Source organism: Nonomuraea sp. NPDC049378 (assembly GCF_055586745.1).
Map to the genome: position 1 here is coordinate 1 of NZ_JBVJHP010000040.1, position 14,024 is coordinate 14,024.

15 protein-coding genes are annotated in these 14,024 nt (G+C 72.6%); 2 read left to right on the forward strand and 13 right to left on the reverse strand.

What is annotated here, in order from left to right; all coding sequences use genetic code 11:
- Window positions 1-173: 173 nt before the first annotated feature.
- The 5 genes from ACZ6SA_RS47390 to ACZ6SA_RS47410 all read right to left on the reverse strand — a co-directional run bounded on the left by ACZ6SA_RS47390 (window position 174) and on the right by ACZ6SA_RS47410 (window position 4,895).
- Window positions 174-1,205, reverse strand: a complete 1,032-nt coding sequence (locus ACZ6SA_RS47390; RefSeq protein WP_347648144.1) for an ABC transporter ATP-binding protein — start codon at window positions 1,203-1,205, stop codon at window positions 174-176.
- Window positions 1,202-2,056, reverse strand: coding sequence for an ABC transporter permease (locus tag ACZ6SA_RS47395; protein ID WP_465835913.1), 855 nt, complete (start codon window positions 2,054-2,056; stop codon window positions 1,202-1,204). The genes ACZ6SA_RS47390 and ACZ6SA_RS47395 overlap by 4 nt, the downstream gene beginning before the upstream one ends.
- Window positions 2,057-2,062: 6 nt before the next feature.
- A complete protein-coding gene (gene modA, locus ACZ6SA_RS47400) occupies window positions 2,063-2,854 on the reverse strand; it encodes a molybdate ABC transporter substrate-binding protein (RefSeq protein ID WP_347648145.1) in 792 nt (263 codons plus the stop codon).
- Between the two features lie 10 nt (window positions 2,855-2,864).
- Complete coding sequence (locus tag ACZ6SA_RS47405; protein WP_443152718.1) at window positions 2,865-3,275, reverse strand: TOBE domain-containing protein; 411 nt, start codon at window positions 3,273-3,275, stop codon at window positions 2,865-2,867.
- Between the two features lie 183 nt (window positions 3,276-3,458).
- Window positions 3,459-4,895 (reverse strand): FAD/NAD(P)-binding protein, encoded by a 1,437-nt coding sequence (locus ACZ6SA_RS47410; protein WP_465835917.1) that lies wholly within the window; start codon window positions 4,893-4,895, stop codon window positions 3,459-3,461.
- A 193-nt stretch (window positions 4,896-5,088) separates the two neighbouring features.
- Here ACZ6SA_RS47410 and ACZ6SA_RS47415 point away from each other — a divergent pair, with 193 nt between their 5' ends.
- Entirely contained in the window at window positions 5,089-6,168 is a 1,080-nt protein-coding gene (locus ACZ6SA_RS47415; protein ID WP_347648148.1) for a helix-turn-helix transcriptional regulator, read from the forward strand.
- 99 nt (window positions 6,169-6,267) lie between these two features.
- Here the strand turns inward: ACZ6SA_RS47415 and ACZ6SA_RS47420 are convergent, their stop codons facing one another.
- The 4 genes from ACZ6SA_RS47420 to ACZ6SA_RS47435 all read right to left on the reverse strand — a co-directional run bounded on the left by ACZ6SA_RS47420 (window position 6,268) and on the right by ACZ6SA_RS47435 (window position 9,152).
- Entirely contained in the window at window positions 6,268-6,567 is a 300-nt protein-coding gene (locus tag ACZ6SA_RS47420; RefSeq protein ID WP_347648149.1) for a DUF6204 family protein, read from the reverse strand.
- Window positions 6,555-7,208, reverse strand: coding sequence for a TetR/AcrR family transcriptional regulator (locus tag ACZ6SA_RS47425; protein WP_347648150.1), 654 nt, complete (start codon window positions 7,206-7,208; stop codon window positions 6,555-6,557). Before ACZ6SA_RS47425 ends, ACZ6SA_RS47420 begins: the two co-directional genes overlap by 13 nt.
- A gap of 85 nt (window positions 7,209-7,293) precedes the next feature.
- The gene (locus ACZ6SA_RS47430) at window positions 7,294-7,932 is read right to left on the reverse strand and encodes a response regulator (protein ID WP_465835920.1); all 639 of its coding nucleotides are present in this window, start codon (window positions 7,930-7,932) and stop codon (window positions 7,294-7,296) included.
- Window positions 7,920-9,152, reverse strand: a complete 1,233-nt coding sequence (locus tag ACZ6SA_RS47435; protein ID WP_347648152.1) for a sensor histidine kinase — start codon at window positions 9,150-9,152, stop codon at window positions 7,920-7,922. Before ACZ6SA_RS47435 ends, ACZ6SA_RS47430 begins: the two co-directional genes overlap by 13 nt.
- A 205-nt stretch (window positions 9,153-9,357) precedes the next feature.
- Here ACZ6SA_RS47435 and ACZ6SA_RS47440 point away from each other — a divergent pair, with 205 nt between their 5' ends.
- Window positions 9,358-10,287 (forward strand): lysostaphin resistance A-like protein, encoded by a 930-nt coding sequence (locus ACZ6SA_RS47440; RefSeq protein ID WP_465835922.1) that lies wholly within the window; start codon window positions 9,358-9,360, stop codon window positions 10,285-10,287.
- 62 nt (window positions 10,288-10,349) lie between these two features.
- Here ACZ6SA_RS47440 and ACZ6SA_RS47445 read toward each other — a convergent pair whose 3' ends face one another.
- The 4 genes from ACZ6SA_RS47445 to ACZ6SA_RS47460 are packed head-to-tail and all read right to left on the reverse strand — an operon-like array spanning window position 10,350 to window position 13,850.
- Entirely contained in the window at window positions 10,350-10,985 is a 636-nt protein-coding gene (locus tag ACZ6SA_RS47445) for a response regulator (protein WP_443152728.1), read from the reverse strand.
- Window positions 10,978-12,213 (reverse strand): sensor histidine kinase, encoded by a 1,236-nt coding sequence (locus ACZ6SA_RS47450; protein WP_465835925.1) that lies wholly within the window; start codon window positions 12,211-12,213, stop codon window positions 10,978-10,980. The genes ACZ6SA_RS47445 and ACZ6SA_RS47450 overlap by 8 nt, the downstream gene beginning before the upstream one ends.
- 3 nt (window positions 12,214-12,216) lie before the next feature.
- Window positions 12,217-12,921 (reverse strand): ABC transporter permease, encoded by a 705-nt coding sequence (locus ACZ6SA_RS47455; RefSeq protein ID WP_347648156.1) that lies wholly within the window; start codon window positions 12,919-12,921, stop codon window positions 12,217-12,219.
- An 11-nt stretch (window positions 12,922-12,932) separates the two neighbouring features.
- Complete coding sequence (locus ACZ6SA_RS47460) at window positions 12,933-13,850, reverse strand: ABC transporter ATP-binding protein (RefSeq protein WP_347648157.1); 918 nt, start codon at window positions 13,848-13,850, stop codon at window positions 12,933-12,935.
- Between the last annotated feature and the right edge of the window lie 174 nt (window positions 13,851-14,024).

The following is a 14,024-nucleotide window of genomic DNA, read 5'->3' on the forward strand; positions in this document are numbered from 1 at the left end:
CCCCCCCCCCCCCCCCCCCCCCCCCCCCCCCCCCCCCCCCCCCCCCCCCCCCCCCCCCCCCCCCCCCCCCCCCCCCCCCCCCCCCCCCCCCCGCTACCGGCCTGGCCGCCGGCCGCCGAACATCAGCCGGCCGGCGGTCGCGGCGTCGAAGCGATCGTGGATCGCGGTGCGGTTCATGCCGGGTAGGCGTGGGTTTCGGTCGCCTTCACCGACACCCAGACCTGCCGGCCCGGGGTCAGGTCGAGGTCGGCGACGGCGGCGGGGGTGATGTCGGCGAAGGCGGCGACGGGGCCGTCGAGGTGCACACGGACGTTGTCGCCGTGGCGTTCGATGCCGTCGACGCGGCCCTGCCACAGGTTGCGCGGGCTGCCGTCGGGCCGGGAGCGGTAGAGCGCGACGGCCGCCGGCGGGAAGGCCACGAACACCGGTCCCTCCAGGTGTTGTGCGGTGGTCAGCAGCAGTTCGCCGACCCTGACCCGGGCCCCGTCGGCAACCCCCCGGTGCAGGTTGAGCCCGACCAGGCGGGCCACGTAGTCGGTGCGCGGGCGGCGGGCCACCTCGGCCGGGGCGCCCTGCTGGACGAGGGCGCCGTGCTCGATGACGATCAGCCGGTCGGCCAGCACCATCGCGTCGAGCGGGTCGTGGGTGACCAGGACGGTCGCGCCGTCGAAACCGGCCAGGTGGCGGCGCAGCTGGGAGCGGACCTCCAGCCGGGTGTGGGCGTCCAGCGCGGCCAGCGGCTCATCCAGCAGGAGCAGGCGCGGCCGCACGGCCAGCGCGCGGGCCAGCGCCACTCGCTGGGCCTGCCCGCCGGACAACTGGCGCGGCCTGGCGGAGGCCCGGTCCGCCAGGCCGACGCGCTCCAGCAACCGCGCGGCCAGACGACGGGCCTCCGCCCTGGCCACCCCCTGGCAGCGTGGCCCGAACGCGACGTTGTCGAGGGCCGAAAGGTGCGGGAAGAGCAGGTAGTCCTGGAAGACCATGCCGATCGGCCGCTGCTCGGCGGCCAGGCCGTCGATGGAGCTGCCGTCCAGCAGGATCCGGCCGCCGGTCATGGCGGTCAGCCCCGCCAGCGCGCGCAGCGCGGTGGTCTTGCCCGCGCCGTTGGGTCCGAGCAGCGCCACCACCTCACCCGGCGCGACCTCGACCTCGATGTCGAGCGTGAACGCGGCCCGTTCGACCACGAGACGAGCGTGCAGGGTCATGCCGCGCTCACCCACCGATCACGCAGGCCGGCCAGGATGGCGACGGAGACGGCCAGCAGCACCAGGCTGAGCACGATCGCCGCTTCCGGCTCGGTCTCCAGCGCCAGGTAGACCGCCAGCGGCATGGTGCGGGTGGTGCCGGGGAAGTTGCCCGCGAACGTGATCGTCGCCCCGAACTCGCCCAGCGCCCGGGCCCAGCACAACACCGCGCCGGCCACCACGCCCGGCATGACCATCGGCAGCGTCACCCGGCGGAACACCGTCCAGCGCGAGGCTCCGAGCGTGGCGGCGGCCTCCTCGAAGCGCTGGTCAGCGGCGCGCAGCGCGCCCTCCACGCTGATCACCAGGAACGGCATCGCCACGAACGCCTCGGCCACGACCACCCCGGCGGTGGTGAACGGCAGCGTGATGCCGAACGTGGCCTCCAGCCACTGCCCGGCCAGCCCGCGCCGCCCCAGCACCAGCAGCAGCGCGACGCCGCCGACCACCGGAGGCAGCACCAGCGGCACCGTGACCAGCGCCCGCACCAGCCGCCGGCCCGGGAACTCCACCCGGGCAAGCAGCCAGGCCAGCGGGACCCCGAACAGCAGGCAGAAGGCGGTGGCGAGGGTGGCGGCCACCAGCGACAGGCGCAGCGCCTCCAGCACGTGCGGCTCGGCCAGCCGCTGCGGCAACGTGGACCAGGGTGCCCGGATCAGCAGCCCGGCCAGCGGCAGCACCAGGAACGCCAGCCCTGCCAGCGCGGGCACGATCAGCATCCACGGCAGCCGCCCGGAGACCTTGCGACCCGCGGCCGGCCGCCCGGCGGGCGGGTCCACCGGGTGCGGTTGCCGTGGCGCAGAAGAGCTCATCGGAGATCAGGGAACGTCGAAGCCGGCTCTGGTCAGCACGTTCTCGCCCTGCTGCGACAGCACCAGGTCGACGAACTGCCGGGCCGTCTCACCAGCGGGAGCCTTCGCCAGCGCGGCGATCGGATAGTCGTTGACCGCCTGGTCCGCCTCCGGGAACGCGATGCCACGGACCCTGCCCGCCGCGGCGATCACGTCGGTCGTGTAGACCAGCGCCGCGTCCACCTCGCCCAGCCCCACCTTGGTGAGCGTGGCCTTGACGTCCTGCTCGAACGTCACCGGGGTGACCTTGAGCCCGGCCGCGTCCAGCGCCTTGACCGCCGCGGCGCCGCACGGCACCTGCTCGGCGCAGAGCGCCACCTTCACGTCCGGATCGGTGAGGTCCTTCAGCTCGTCCACCTTCGCCGGGTTGCCGGCGGGCACGGCGATCTGCAGCCTGTTGCGCACGAACGTCGTCGGCGAGCTCGCCAGGGACGCGTCGGTGACCGTCTTCATCGTGGCCGGGCTGGCCGAGGCGAACACGTCGGCCGGCGCGCCCTGCACGATCTGCTGGGCCAAGGTGGCGCTGGAGCCGAAGTTGAGCCTCACCGTGGTGCCCGGATGGGCGGCCTCGAAGGCCTTGCCGAGCTCGGTGAACGTCTCCGTCAGCGACGCCGCCGCGAACACCGTCACCTCCTTCGCGTCCCCGCCGCCGATGGTCGCGGACGAGGCCGGCCCACCGGAGCCGCATCCGGCCAGGCACACGAGCGCGAGCGCGGCCGGCAGGGCGATCGCCCCTCGGAAAAGGCGCCTGAACACCACGGCGGGCTCCTCACACATGGCTGGCCACGCGTTCGTGACCGGGGATCTCCACGACGACGTTGGTGGACTTGATCACGGCGTCCGCCACCACCCCCGCCTCCAGGCCCAGCTCGTCGGCGGCCTGGCGGCTCATCAGGGACACCACCCGGAACGGCCCGGCGGCGATCTCCACCTGCGCCATCACCGCATCGCGGATCACCTCGGTGACGATTCCGCGAAAGCGGTTACGTGCCGAGGAACGGCCGCCGTCGACCGCCTCGACCTGGGTGCGGGCGAAGGCGGCCAGGTCGGTGCCGCTCACCTGCCGGTGGCCGTGCCCGTCCCGCTCCGCGGCCAGCTTGCCGGCGTCCACCCAGCGGCGGACCGTGTCGGAGCTGACCCCGAGCAGCGCAGCGGCCTCGCTGATCCGAAACGTCGTCACACCCCTTACCTTATCTCTTGCACATGCCAGCCTGAACGCCTCTCTTCCACCGCAACAGCGGGCCATCCCACGCATCTGTCATGGCATCCACGGTCGACGTCCCGAACGTTCCCTGGGAACGCGGCGCCCTGACGGCCGCCGTGCCCTTCCTCAGGGGACGACGCTCCCCCGGCCCTCGACTGATCAGCCGGTACGTGCGTCCAGCAGCCCGCGTACGGTACGAGCGCCCGCTGCGGCGACGCCGGGGATGCCCGAGGTGATGAACGGACCGCCGCCGGTCAGGTCGCCCACGACGTTCAGGCGCGGGTCCGCGGGGACCAGCCCTCCCGACGGGTGCAGGGCGGCCAGCCCATCGGTGAGCAGGGACGTGACCAGCGGCTCGGCCGCGCGGGGCACCGCCTGGGGCGGCGGGTTCACGGCGTTGACGGCGACGTCGGCGTTCAGGTCGCCACCGTCGCCCCGGACCCGAAACCCTCCCTTCGCAGCCTCGATCTTGCGTACGCCTGCCATCATGGTGAGTTGCCCGGACTCGAACAGCCGCAGCAGAGCCGCGGCGTTCACCGGCACCATGGGCGAGGCCGTGCTGGTGGCCAGACGGACGTGCCTGCGCAGCCGTTCACGGTCGGGCCCGGGCAGCAGCCGCCAGGCGTACGGGCCGACGGTGTGGGCGGTCTCCTGCAGCACCCGCCGCCCGATCCGCGGGTCGTCGACGGCGGCCAGTTGCCGCCGCAACCGCCGTACGGGCTCCTCCGACCCCGCCGCAAGCAACTCGGCCGTGAAGTCCGCGAAGTCCTCGCCCGTCCCGGCCAGTTCGGCGCGGAGCAGCCCGGCGAGGTCGTCGAGGGTGACGCCGCCGTGCTCGCGGCACAGCGCATTCACCCGCTCGACGGTCAGGTGCACGGGCCGGTGGCCGAGGGGACGCTGCCAGACGTGGGGCAGCATGCCGCTCCGCGACACCAGCGCGATCCGCCCGGCATGGCCGCGCGCGGCGAGCGACACCACCACGTCCACGGCGGTCAGCCCGCTGCCGATCACCGCGACGTCGGCTGCCGCCGGGACGTGGCCGAGCGTGTACGCCAGCGGGTAAGGATCGCCCACGAACCCCGGAGCTCCGCCCAGGCCGTAGTGGTCCTGCGGCGTTCCCCCGCCCACGCACACGACCACCCGGTCAGCCGGATGGTCGTGCCCGTCCTCGGTGCGCAGCGCCAGCCTGAGGCCCTCGCCGGAGCGGGCCACCGCGACGACCCGGGCGGCGACGACCCGCGTCCGCCACCCGCGCTCGCGCAGCGCGGCCAGGCCGGCCTCGGCGGTGTCGGCCAGGTACGCCCCGTAGAGGGCGCGCGGCACCAGAGGCTGTCCCAGCAGGTCGTCCCGGTGGGCGGCGGCACGCTCCGGGCCCAGCCAGGAGGCATAGTGCCCCGAGTCCTGATGGCGGATCGACATGATGGCGGGCGGGGCGTTGACCAGAACGCTGTCCAGATCCGGCCCGTACGGCCGTCCCCGCCACAGGTACGCGGACGGCTCGAACACGGTGACCTCCCCCATCCCCGTCCCGCTGACGGCCAGCGCGTCCAGCAGGCCGACCGTGGCGGCGCCCGCTCCTATGATCGCGATACGCACGACGTTTCTCCCCTGTTCGTCCAGAAGGTCCTTCCGACCCTCGTGGACGCCATGACCCCGCTCCATCCCCCGCCTGCGGGGGATCGGCGAGAGACGACCCCCTCAGATGAGGGGTTGGCGACGGAAGGGAGACACGGCAAACTGACCCGCGTCCACCCCCCTTGCAAGTGACCCGGCGCCAGAAGGAAGCTCGATGTCCCACCCGCACCGCCACGCCGAGATCCTCTCGGCTGCCGAGCGGGCCGCCGGCGCGCTGGAGCTCTTCAGCCGTGCCTCGGCCAGGCTGCGGCGGCACATGCCGTTCGACGCCTCGGTGTGGACGGCCACCGATCCGGAAACGGGCCTGGTCACCGCACCCATGCTGGTGGAGAACCTCGGCTCAGGCGAAGGATGCGCCGCCTACTGGGAAAGCGAACTCCTGGAGGAGAACATCCTGCCGTTCCGCGACCTCGCCCGCGCGGCCGTCCCCGCGGCCGGTCTGCGCGCGGCCACCGGCGACCTGCCCGCGCGCAGCGCCCGATACCGCCGCCTGCTCGGCGGCCAGGGCGTGGACGACGAATTGCGGGCCGTGCTGCGGATCGGCGACCGGCCGTGGGGCGTGGTGAGCTTGTTCCGCATGCGGGGAAGCCCGGCGTTCGGCACGCACGACATCGCGTTGCTCGCCGATCTGTCCGGCCCACTCGCCGACCGGCTGCGCCGGTACGCCCGTCCGTCCGGATCGGACGGCGAGCCCGTCGCCTCCGCACCCGGCCTGCTGCTGTTCGACGAGCACGGCGAGGCCACGTCGATCAACGAGGAGGCCCGGCACTATCTCGCGCTCCTGCCGGACGGACCATCCGTGCCCACGGCGCTCGGGCTGAGGCTACCCATCTGGCTGATCGGCACGACTCTGCAGGCGCGGGCCATCGCCCAAGGCCACGATCGGGGCAGCGCCAGGATGCGCATCCGGACCCTCGACAAGCGCTGGCTGACCTGCCGCGCCTCATGCCTGAGCGGTCCCGGCGGACGGCCAGGTCCGACAGCGCTCGTCATCGAGCCCGCGCCCTCCGCCGACCTGGCGGTTATCGTCGCCCAGGCATACGGGCTGACGCCACGGGAGTTCGAGGTCGCTCAGCTCGTGGCACGGGGCCTGTCCACCGCCGAGATCGCCACGGCCCTGTTCATCTCTCCCCACACCGTTCGCGGTCACCTCAAGGCCGTCTTCGGTAAGGCGGGGACCTCCAGCCGCGGTGAGCTCGTCGCGCAGCTGTTCGCCGAACCCCTCCGGCCGTAGCCACCATCAGTGCCCGCCGGGCACCCACACCTCACCCGATCTGCGCCGCTCACGCCGGATCACCCTGCCGGGCGTGCCGGCTGCCCGGCCTCTGCGCTCTCACGCAGGCCCCGGCCGGCGTCGCCGGATCCTGATGTCGCGCATGTCGGTCACCCCGATCTTCAGGATCTCGTACGGGTGCCCGTGCGCATCCAGCGCCGCCATCGCGCCCAGAGCCGCCTCGTCCTCGCCGTCGTCCGGCCCGGCGGGCACCTGGCAGCGGAAGGTGAACGCCGAGAGGCTCCGGTCGTGGGTGAACGTGCCGGCCTCGGTGAAGGCGGTGCCGCTCGCCGCCAGCACCCTGGTCCGTCCGGCGTCGTCCAACCCCGCGAACTTGCCTCTGATCGTCACCCTGAACATGGTCGTTCCTCTCGTACGGCATAGGTGAGAACCTGCTCGCCGAGCACGCTCTCCACGGTGTCGAGCAGCTCCAGCACCCGCTCGGCGATCACCTCCGGCCGCTCCCCCGCGGTGGTGCGGCGGGCGATGTCGCCGAGGACCAGCGCGTGCAGCGACCCGATGTGCCAGGCCATGACGCGCGGCAGCGGGTCGTCGGGGGCCGCGCCGCTCTCCTCGGCCAGCGTGGCGGCCAGCGTGTCCGTCATCCGGCGGCCCAGGCCTTCCAGCCGGGCGGTCAGCGTGGGGGCGGCCAGCATCATCTCCAGGACACGTCCGAACCCCGGGCTGAGGCCCACCTGGCGCTCGCGCCCGCGCACCTCCTGGCGCAGCCGCCCCAGCACGGCGCCCGCCGCCGACTCGCCCGGCTCGCGCGCCCGCACGATGCCGGCGAGCCGCTGCGGCGACGCCTCGTCCGGTGGCAGGACCAGGTCCTCCTTGGACTCGAAGTAGTTGTAGACGGTGTTGACCGACACTTCGGCGGCCGCCGCGACCTCGGCGATCGTCACGCTGTCGAAGCCGCGCGCCACGAACAGGCCGAGTGCCGCCTCGGAGATGCTCTGCCGGGTCCGCCGCTTCTTCCGCTCCCGCAACCCTTCCGCCATGAACGGGAGCCTACTGCAAAAGTTAAGTCGACTGCAATTTTTTAGTCGACTGAAATCGTCGTGCTACGGATCAGGTCCGGTACCGTCAGACTCCGAGGTAGGTCAGTACGGCGCGCACGCGGCGATGCCCCGAGTCGGTGGGGGCCAGGTCGAGCTTCAGGAAGATGTTGCCGATGTGCTTGTGCACGGCACGTTCCGTGACGACGAGCCGGTCCGCGATGTCGGTGTTGGCCAGGCCCTGGGCCATGAGGGTGAGGACCTCGCGCTCCCTCGGTGTCAGGTCGGCGAGCGGATCCGCCCTGCGGGCCAGGAGCTGGGAGATGACCTCCGCGTCGAGTGCGGTGCCCCCGTGGGCGACCCGGCGCAGCGCCTCCAGGAACTCCTCCAGCCGGCTCACCCGGTCCTTGAGAAGGTAGCCCACCCCACCCCGGCCGTCCGCGAGCAGCTCCCTGGCGTAGACCTGCTCGACGTACTGCGAGAACACGAGCACGGGAAGCCCCGGCCTGCTCCGCCTCACCTCCAGCGCGGCGTGGATTCCCTCGTCGCGGAAGGACGGCGGCAGGCGGACGTCGACGACCACGACGTCAGGCTGGTGCCGTGCCACGGAGGCCACGAAAGCCGGTCCGTCGGCGGTGATCGCGGCCACCTCGTAACCCGCGGACATGAGAAGGAGGTTGAGGCCCTCGGCCAGGACGACGTTGTCCTCCGCGATCACCACTCGCACGGCAGGGTCACTTCCAGGGTCGTCGGTCCTCCGTGCGGGCCGCTCAGACGCGTGGTGCCGTCGAGGGCGGCGACCCGGTGCCGGATGCCGGTGACGCCACTGCCCCGCGACTCGTCCACGCCGCCGATGCCGTCGTCGGTGACCTCGATCGACAGAGCCGCCTCGTCGCGCCGGATCCGCACGCCGGCTCGTCGCGCTCCGGAATGCTTGGCGATGTTGGTGAGCGCCTCCGCGATGACGAAGTACGCGGTGGACTCCACGGCCGCCGGCACCGTGCCGAGCCGGTCCACCGTGATGTGGGTGGGTACGGGGCATCGCGCGGCCAGTGCCGCGGCCGCGCCGTCGAGCCCCCGGTCGGCCAGGATCGGCGGATAGATCGTCCGTACGACGCCGCGCAGTTCGGCCATCGCCTCCTCCGCGCCGTTCTGCGCCTCGCGCAGCAGCCGCATGGCCGCCTCCGGATCGCTGGTCATGGCCTGCTGGGCGACTCCGAGACGCATCGCGAGGGCGACGAGCTGGGCCTGCGTGCCGTCGTGCAGATCCCGCTCGATGCGGCGCAGCTCCGCGGCATGCGCCTCCAGCGCGCCGGCACGGCTTTCGGTGAGGACGTCGACCCGCTCGGCGAGCCGTCCGGCCGCCGAGACACCCAGCAGGGCCCGTGACATGCGGGCGTGCACCCGGGCCAGAAAGGGAGCGGCCCACGACAACAGCGCGGCGCACACGAGGAGCTGGGCCGCCCCCGCGCCGAAGGCCAGGCCCCAGCCGGTGACGGGAATGGCCAGCAGGGTCAGCGGCTTGTGGGCGGGAGCCAGCCACCACAACGCGATGTGGACGACCGTGATCGGCGGACCGGCGACGGCCATCAGCCCGATGGCGCCGAAGGGTATCCCCACCACGATGTGCGCGAACATCCAGCCGAGATCCCGCCACGTCGCCGGATCGGCGAGCACACGGCGGAAGCGGGCGCCGGACCCCTCGGAAAGGTCGCGGTACCTCGACGCAACGGGCTCTCCGAGGTAAGCGCCGGCCCGGCGTCTGGCGAGGCCGGTCCATCGGCGCAGGCCCAGCAGGGCCACAGGCAGCAGGACGAACCCGAGCCCGGCCGCGACCGTCGTCGCGGACACACCGAGCAGCAACAAGGGCATGGGCAGCGTGGCGATGCTGGTGAACAGCGAGAAGGTCAGATAGCGGGCCGCCCGAAGGCCCGTGGTCAGGCGCATCCGTGTTCTCGTCCGCTTCTCCGTCACGTTCACAGGGGCAAGGCTCACGGATCGCGCCGGGGCCGGCAGTGGAGCCTGCTACACCATCGTCCGGGGAGTGTACCTGCTCGTGGGCGGGCCGCAGCTCTCCCTAGCGTTGGCGTACATGACGATCAATCATCCAATTCCTGACGCTCCGCCGCGTCATGGCACCGGGAGAACGCCTGTGCCGTGGCGCGCCGTCGGAGCCTTCATCGGCCTCGCCTTCGGCGGGGCGTGGGTGGCCATGCTGCCCCTGCTGCTGAGCGGCTTCCGCCGTGCCGAGGTCGCGCACGACATGAGCGCGCTCATCCAGATCTGCATCGCGGTGATGATGCTGACCCCGGCCCTGGCCGGGGTCGTGGTACTGCGGTGGATCCACCGCTCGGCGAACATCCGGGCCGCGATCGGCCTCGTCAGGCCCCGGCCGTTCGGCCGGCTGGCACGCGAGAGCCTGCTGGCCCTGGCAGTGCCGTGCGGAGTGCAGATCCTCACGCTCATGGTCGCGGCCCTGGCCGGGACCTACAGGTTCGACCTGACCGGCTTCTCCGGCTTTCGCGCCCAGTTCGCTCCCGGCACCGTCGGGCAGAGCGGGATCCCCGTGGCGGAGCTCGCGGTATGGCTCGGGACCCTCGTCCTCAGCATGGTCATCTGGCTGCCGATGTTCTTCGGCGAGGAGGTCGGCTGGCAGGGCTACCTGCTGCCCCGGCTCCTGTCGCTCGGCGTGTGGCCGGCGATGGCCTGCACAGCACTGGTGTTCGCCCTGTGGCACCTGCCCACCCTGATCATGGGCGGGCAGTACCCGGGCCACTCCCCGCTGGCCTCCGTGGCGTACATGATCATCAGCACGGTCCTGCTCGTGCCGATCTTCACCTGGCTGCGCATGCGGTCGGGATCCGTCTGGCCGGCGGTCCTCGCGCACAACTTCGTCAGCAGTGCGGGCGTGCAACTGATATGGCTGTTCTCCGACGCCGATCACCCGATCGACCCCCTGCACGTGGGTCTGAACGGCTGGCCCGGCTGGATCGTCATGGGAGCGTTCGTCGCGTTCCTCGCCGCGACCGGCCGGCTCCGATGGGCGGCGAGCGCCGGAGCGCAGGAGTCGCGCCGCCCGTAGGGGAGCTCAGGGGCCGTTCTCGCAGGAACCCTTCCCGCCCGCCGGTGCCGGCGGTGCGGGCGTCATCCCCTGGGGAGGAGGCCGCGCTGGAAGGCGGCGGCCACCGCCGACGCCCGGTCGTTGACGCCCAGCTTGGCGTAGATGTGCAGCAGGTGCGTCTTGACCGTGGCCTCGCTGATGAACAGCCGGGCCGCCGCCTCCCGGTTGGTGGTGCCCTGCGCGATCAGGTCGAGGATCTCCAGTTCCCGCCCGCTCAGCGGGTCGGCGGGGGCGCGGACCTGACCGAGCAGGCGGGTGGCCACCGACGGGGAGAGCGCGGCCTCCCCGCGCGCAGCCGCGGCGACCGCGCGTGCCAGTTCCTCCCTCAGCGCGTCTTTGAGGAGGTAGCCGGTCGCGCCCGCCTCGATCGCGGGCAGCACGTCGCTGTCGGTGTCGTACGTGGTCAGCACCAGCACCCGCGCCTTGAGGCCCAGCCGGGCGAGCTCCCTGATGGCCGTCACCCCGTCCATCCTGGGCATCCGCAGGTCCATGAGGATCACGTCGGGGTCGAGCGCCCGCGCCAGGTCGACGGCCTGGGCGCCGTCGCCGGCCTCGCCGACCACCTCGAAACCGGGATCGCCGGCGAACATGCCGCGGATGCCGTCGCGGACGATGGGGTGGTCGTCGGCGATCAGCAGCCGGACGGGGGCCTCAGGCACTCCGGGACTCCTCAGGGGTGGTGGCGAGCGCGGTGATGGCGGGCACGACGGCGGAGACGGCGGTGCCGGACCCGGGCTCGGACTCGATCTCGAAGGCGCCCGCCAGGCGGGTCACCCGGTCGCGCATCGACGCCAGGCCGAAGCCGCCGCCGTCGAGCGCCCGCGCCCGGTCGAAGCCCGCGCCGTCGTCGCGGACGTCGAGGCTGACCACGTCCTCCATGTAGGACAGCGTGAGCCCGGCCCGCGACGCGCCGGCGTGCTTGGCGATGTTGGCCAGCGCCTCCTGGGCGATGCGGAGCAGGGTCGCCTCCACCTGTGGATGCAGGGGACGCGCCGTGCCGGTCGTGGCGACCTCCACGCGCACGGCGTTCAGCTCCGACCACCGGGCGGCGATCTCCGCGAGCGCCGCCGGCAGCGGGGCGGACTCCAGCGGGCCCGGCTGGACGGCGTGCACGGATCTGCGGGCCTCGGCCAGGCTGTCGCGGGCCAGCCCCACCGCGTGGTCGAGGTGCCGCCGCCAGGCCTGCGGGTCGGCCTCGGTCTGCACGGCCGCCTGGAGCTGGGTGATGATGCCGGTCAGGCCCTGGGCGAGCGTGTCGTGGATCTCCCTGGCCATGCGCTGGCGCTCGTCGAGCACGCCGGCCTCGCGGGCCTGGACGAGGAGCTGGGCGTGCAGGCCGGCGTTCTCCCGCATCGCCTCCTCCAGCCGCGTCACCATGCGCTTGCGTTCGGCGCTGCGCTCGGCCGTGACCTCGCCGACGAAGCTGAACAGGCTGACCACGGCCACGATGGCGACGGTGAAGAGCAGGTGGGTGGCGATCGCGGGCGGGGTGGGCTCGGGCAACCCTCCGGTGTAGGCCGTGATCGAGATGGCCGCCGTGGCCGTCACCCCGACGAACCTCCACTTCCCCTTCAGCAGGTGCCAGGAGTGGAGGTATCCGGTGAAGGCGAAGAAGCTGCCGAACCACAGTCCACGCGAGCAGAGCACCGCGATCAGGATCACCAGGCCCGTGACATAGACGACCGGTTGGCGCCCGGGCATGAACCAGATCCACGCCGCGGCGAGCACGGAGAGGCCGAGCGTGACGAGATGGTACGTCCCCGGCCGGTCGTCGGCCAGCCACGACAGCGCCATCGAGATGGCCAGCAGGACGTACGGGACGGCGGTGAGCAGCCGCTGCAGCAGCCGCTCCCACCGGTCAAGACGGGCGCCGTCCCCTGTCGTCATCACTCACTCCCACCGGAAGAACCTGGCCGCGGCGAGACTGACGATCACCGCGTACGCGGCCATGACGCCCAGCATCAGCGGGCCCGGCGACACCCCCGCCCAGACGTCATGAAGGGCCTGCCGGAACGCGCCCATAGGGGTGAACGCGCCGATGCGCGCCAGGATATCCGGCATCTGGTCCACCGGTTGCATGAGCCCGGCGAGGTAGGCCAGCGGAAAGTACAGCAGCACGCCCACCCCGTTGGCGGTGCGCCCGTTCGCCGCCAACGCCGCGATCAGCAGGCCGATGGCGAACATCGCGGCCGTGCCGAGCAGGAACACGGCGGCGATCAGCGGCGCCTGGGAGGGAACGTGCGCGCCCAGGATGGTGCCCGCGACCGTGATCAGCAGCGCGCAGGCGATCAGCGCCAGCACGAACTGCAGGATGAGCTGCACCGCCAGCATGCTTCCAGGCCGTACCGGGGTGGTGGAGAGCCGGCGCAGGATGCCGCGTTCGCGGTAGGTGGCCAACGTGGTCGGCAGCTGGTAGAGGCCGACGAGCCCGACGGCGATCACCAGCGTCATCGGCAGGAGCACCGTGTCGCCGGGCGGGATCGAGCTGCCGAAGACGAAGAGGATGAACAGCGGGATGAGCACCGAGAAGATCGAGCCGGGTTCGCGGGCCAGCAGCTTGAGCTCGACGGTGGTGAGCTTGGCGACGACGGTCATGGGAATCTTCCTCACGGGTGGAACGAGCGGCCGGTCAGGGCGGTGAACGCGTCGTCGAGCGTGCGCTTGTCGATGCGCAGGTCCGCGACGGGGATGAGGTTGCGGGCCAGTGCCGAGGTGACGGCCGTGGCGAAGTCACCCCGGCCCGTCACGCTCACCCCGTCGCCGTCGCGGGTCACGCCCGAGACGCCGGGAAGGCCGCTCAGCAGGGCGACCGGGTCGCTGGCGTCGCCGGCCATCAGCGTGAACCGCATCTGGTGCTCGGCGTCGACCCCGTCGATCAGCTCCGCCGGGCTGCCGGTCGCGACGATGCCGCCCCCGTCGAAGACCGCGACGCGGTCGCAGAGCTCCTCCACCTCGTCCATGAAGTGGCTGACCAGGACCACGGTGACGCCCGACGCCCGCACCTGCTTGATCAGCTCCCAGGTGGCGCGGCGGGCCTGCGGGTCGAGCCCGCTGGTGAGCTCGTCGAGGAAGGCCACCTTCGGGTTGCCCACCAGGGCCAGGGCGATGAACAGCCGCTGCTTCTGGCCGCCCGACAACTTGCCGAAACGGGCGTCGCGCTTGCCGGACAGCCCCCATTGGTCCAGCAGCTCGCGCCAGTCGCGCGGCTCGGCGTAGAAGGAGGCGTACAGGTCGAGCGCCTCCCACACCTTGATGTTCTCGGGCAGCTGGGTGTGCTGGAGCTGCACCCCGATGCGCTCGCGCAGCGCGCGGCCGTCGCCGATCGGGTCGAGCCCGAGCACCCGGATCGTGCCGCCGTCGGGCCGCCGCAGACCCTCCACGCATTCGACGGTGGTGGTCTTGCCGGTGCCGTTGGGGCCGAGCAGGCCGAAGATCTCGCCCTGCTCGACGGAGAAGGAGACGCCGTTCAGAACCGTGTGGTCGCCGTACCTCTTGGTGAGGCCGGCGACGTCGATGACTGCCATGCGTCCATCATGGTTTCGCAGCTCACGGTGGGGATCGACCCGCCGGCCATGCTCGGCGGCGGATCGGGGGGGGGGGGGGGGGGGCCCGGGGGGGGGGGGCTAGAGACGGTCGTGTTTTCGGCGGTGCTGTCAAGCGGGGGGGGGGGGGTGGGGGGGGCGCGGGGGGGCGTCGCG

Coding starts and splice junctions, on each gene's coding strand:
- ACZ6SA_RS47390 (WP_347648144.1), bottom strand. CDS start 1,205: ATGACCCTGCACGCTCGTCTCGTGGTCGAACGGGCCGCGTTCACGCTC.
- ACZ6SA_RS47395 (WP_465835913.1), bottom strand. CDS start 2,056: ATGAGCTCTTCTGCGCCACGGCAACCGCACCCGGTGGACCCGCCCGCC.
- ACZ6SA_RS47415 (WP_347648148.1), top strand. CDS start 5,089: ATGTCCCACCCGCACCGCCACGCCGAGATCCTCTCGGCTGCCGAGCGG.
- ACZ6SA_RS47420 (WP_347648149.1), bottom strand. CDS start 6,567: ATGTTCAGGGTGACGATCAGAGGCAAGTTCGCGGGGTTGGACGACGCC.
- ACZ6SA_RS47425 (WP_347648150.1), bottom strand. CDS start 7,208: ATGGCGGAAGGGTTGCGGGAGCGGAAGAAGCGGCGGACCCGGCAGAGC.
- ACZ6SA_RS47435 (WP_347648152.1), bottom strand. CDS start 9,152: ATGCGCCTGACCACGGGCCTTCGGGCGGCCCGCTATCTGACCTTCTCG.
- ACZ6SA_RS47450 (WP_465835925.1), bottom strand. CDS start 12,213: ATGACGACAGGGGACGGCGCCCGTCTTGACCGGTGGGAGCGGCTGCTG.
- ACZ6SA_RS47455 (WP_347648156.1), bottom strand. CDS start 12,921: ATGACCGTCGTCGCCAAGCTCACCACCGTCGAGCTCAAGCTGCTGGCC.
- ACZ6SA_RS47460 (WP_347648157.1), bottom strand. CDS start 13,850: ATGGCAGTCATCGACGTCGCCGGCCTCACCAAGAGGTACGGCGACCAC.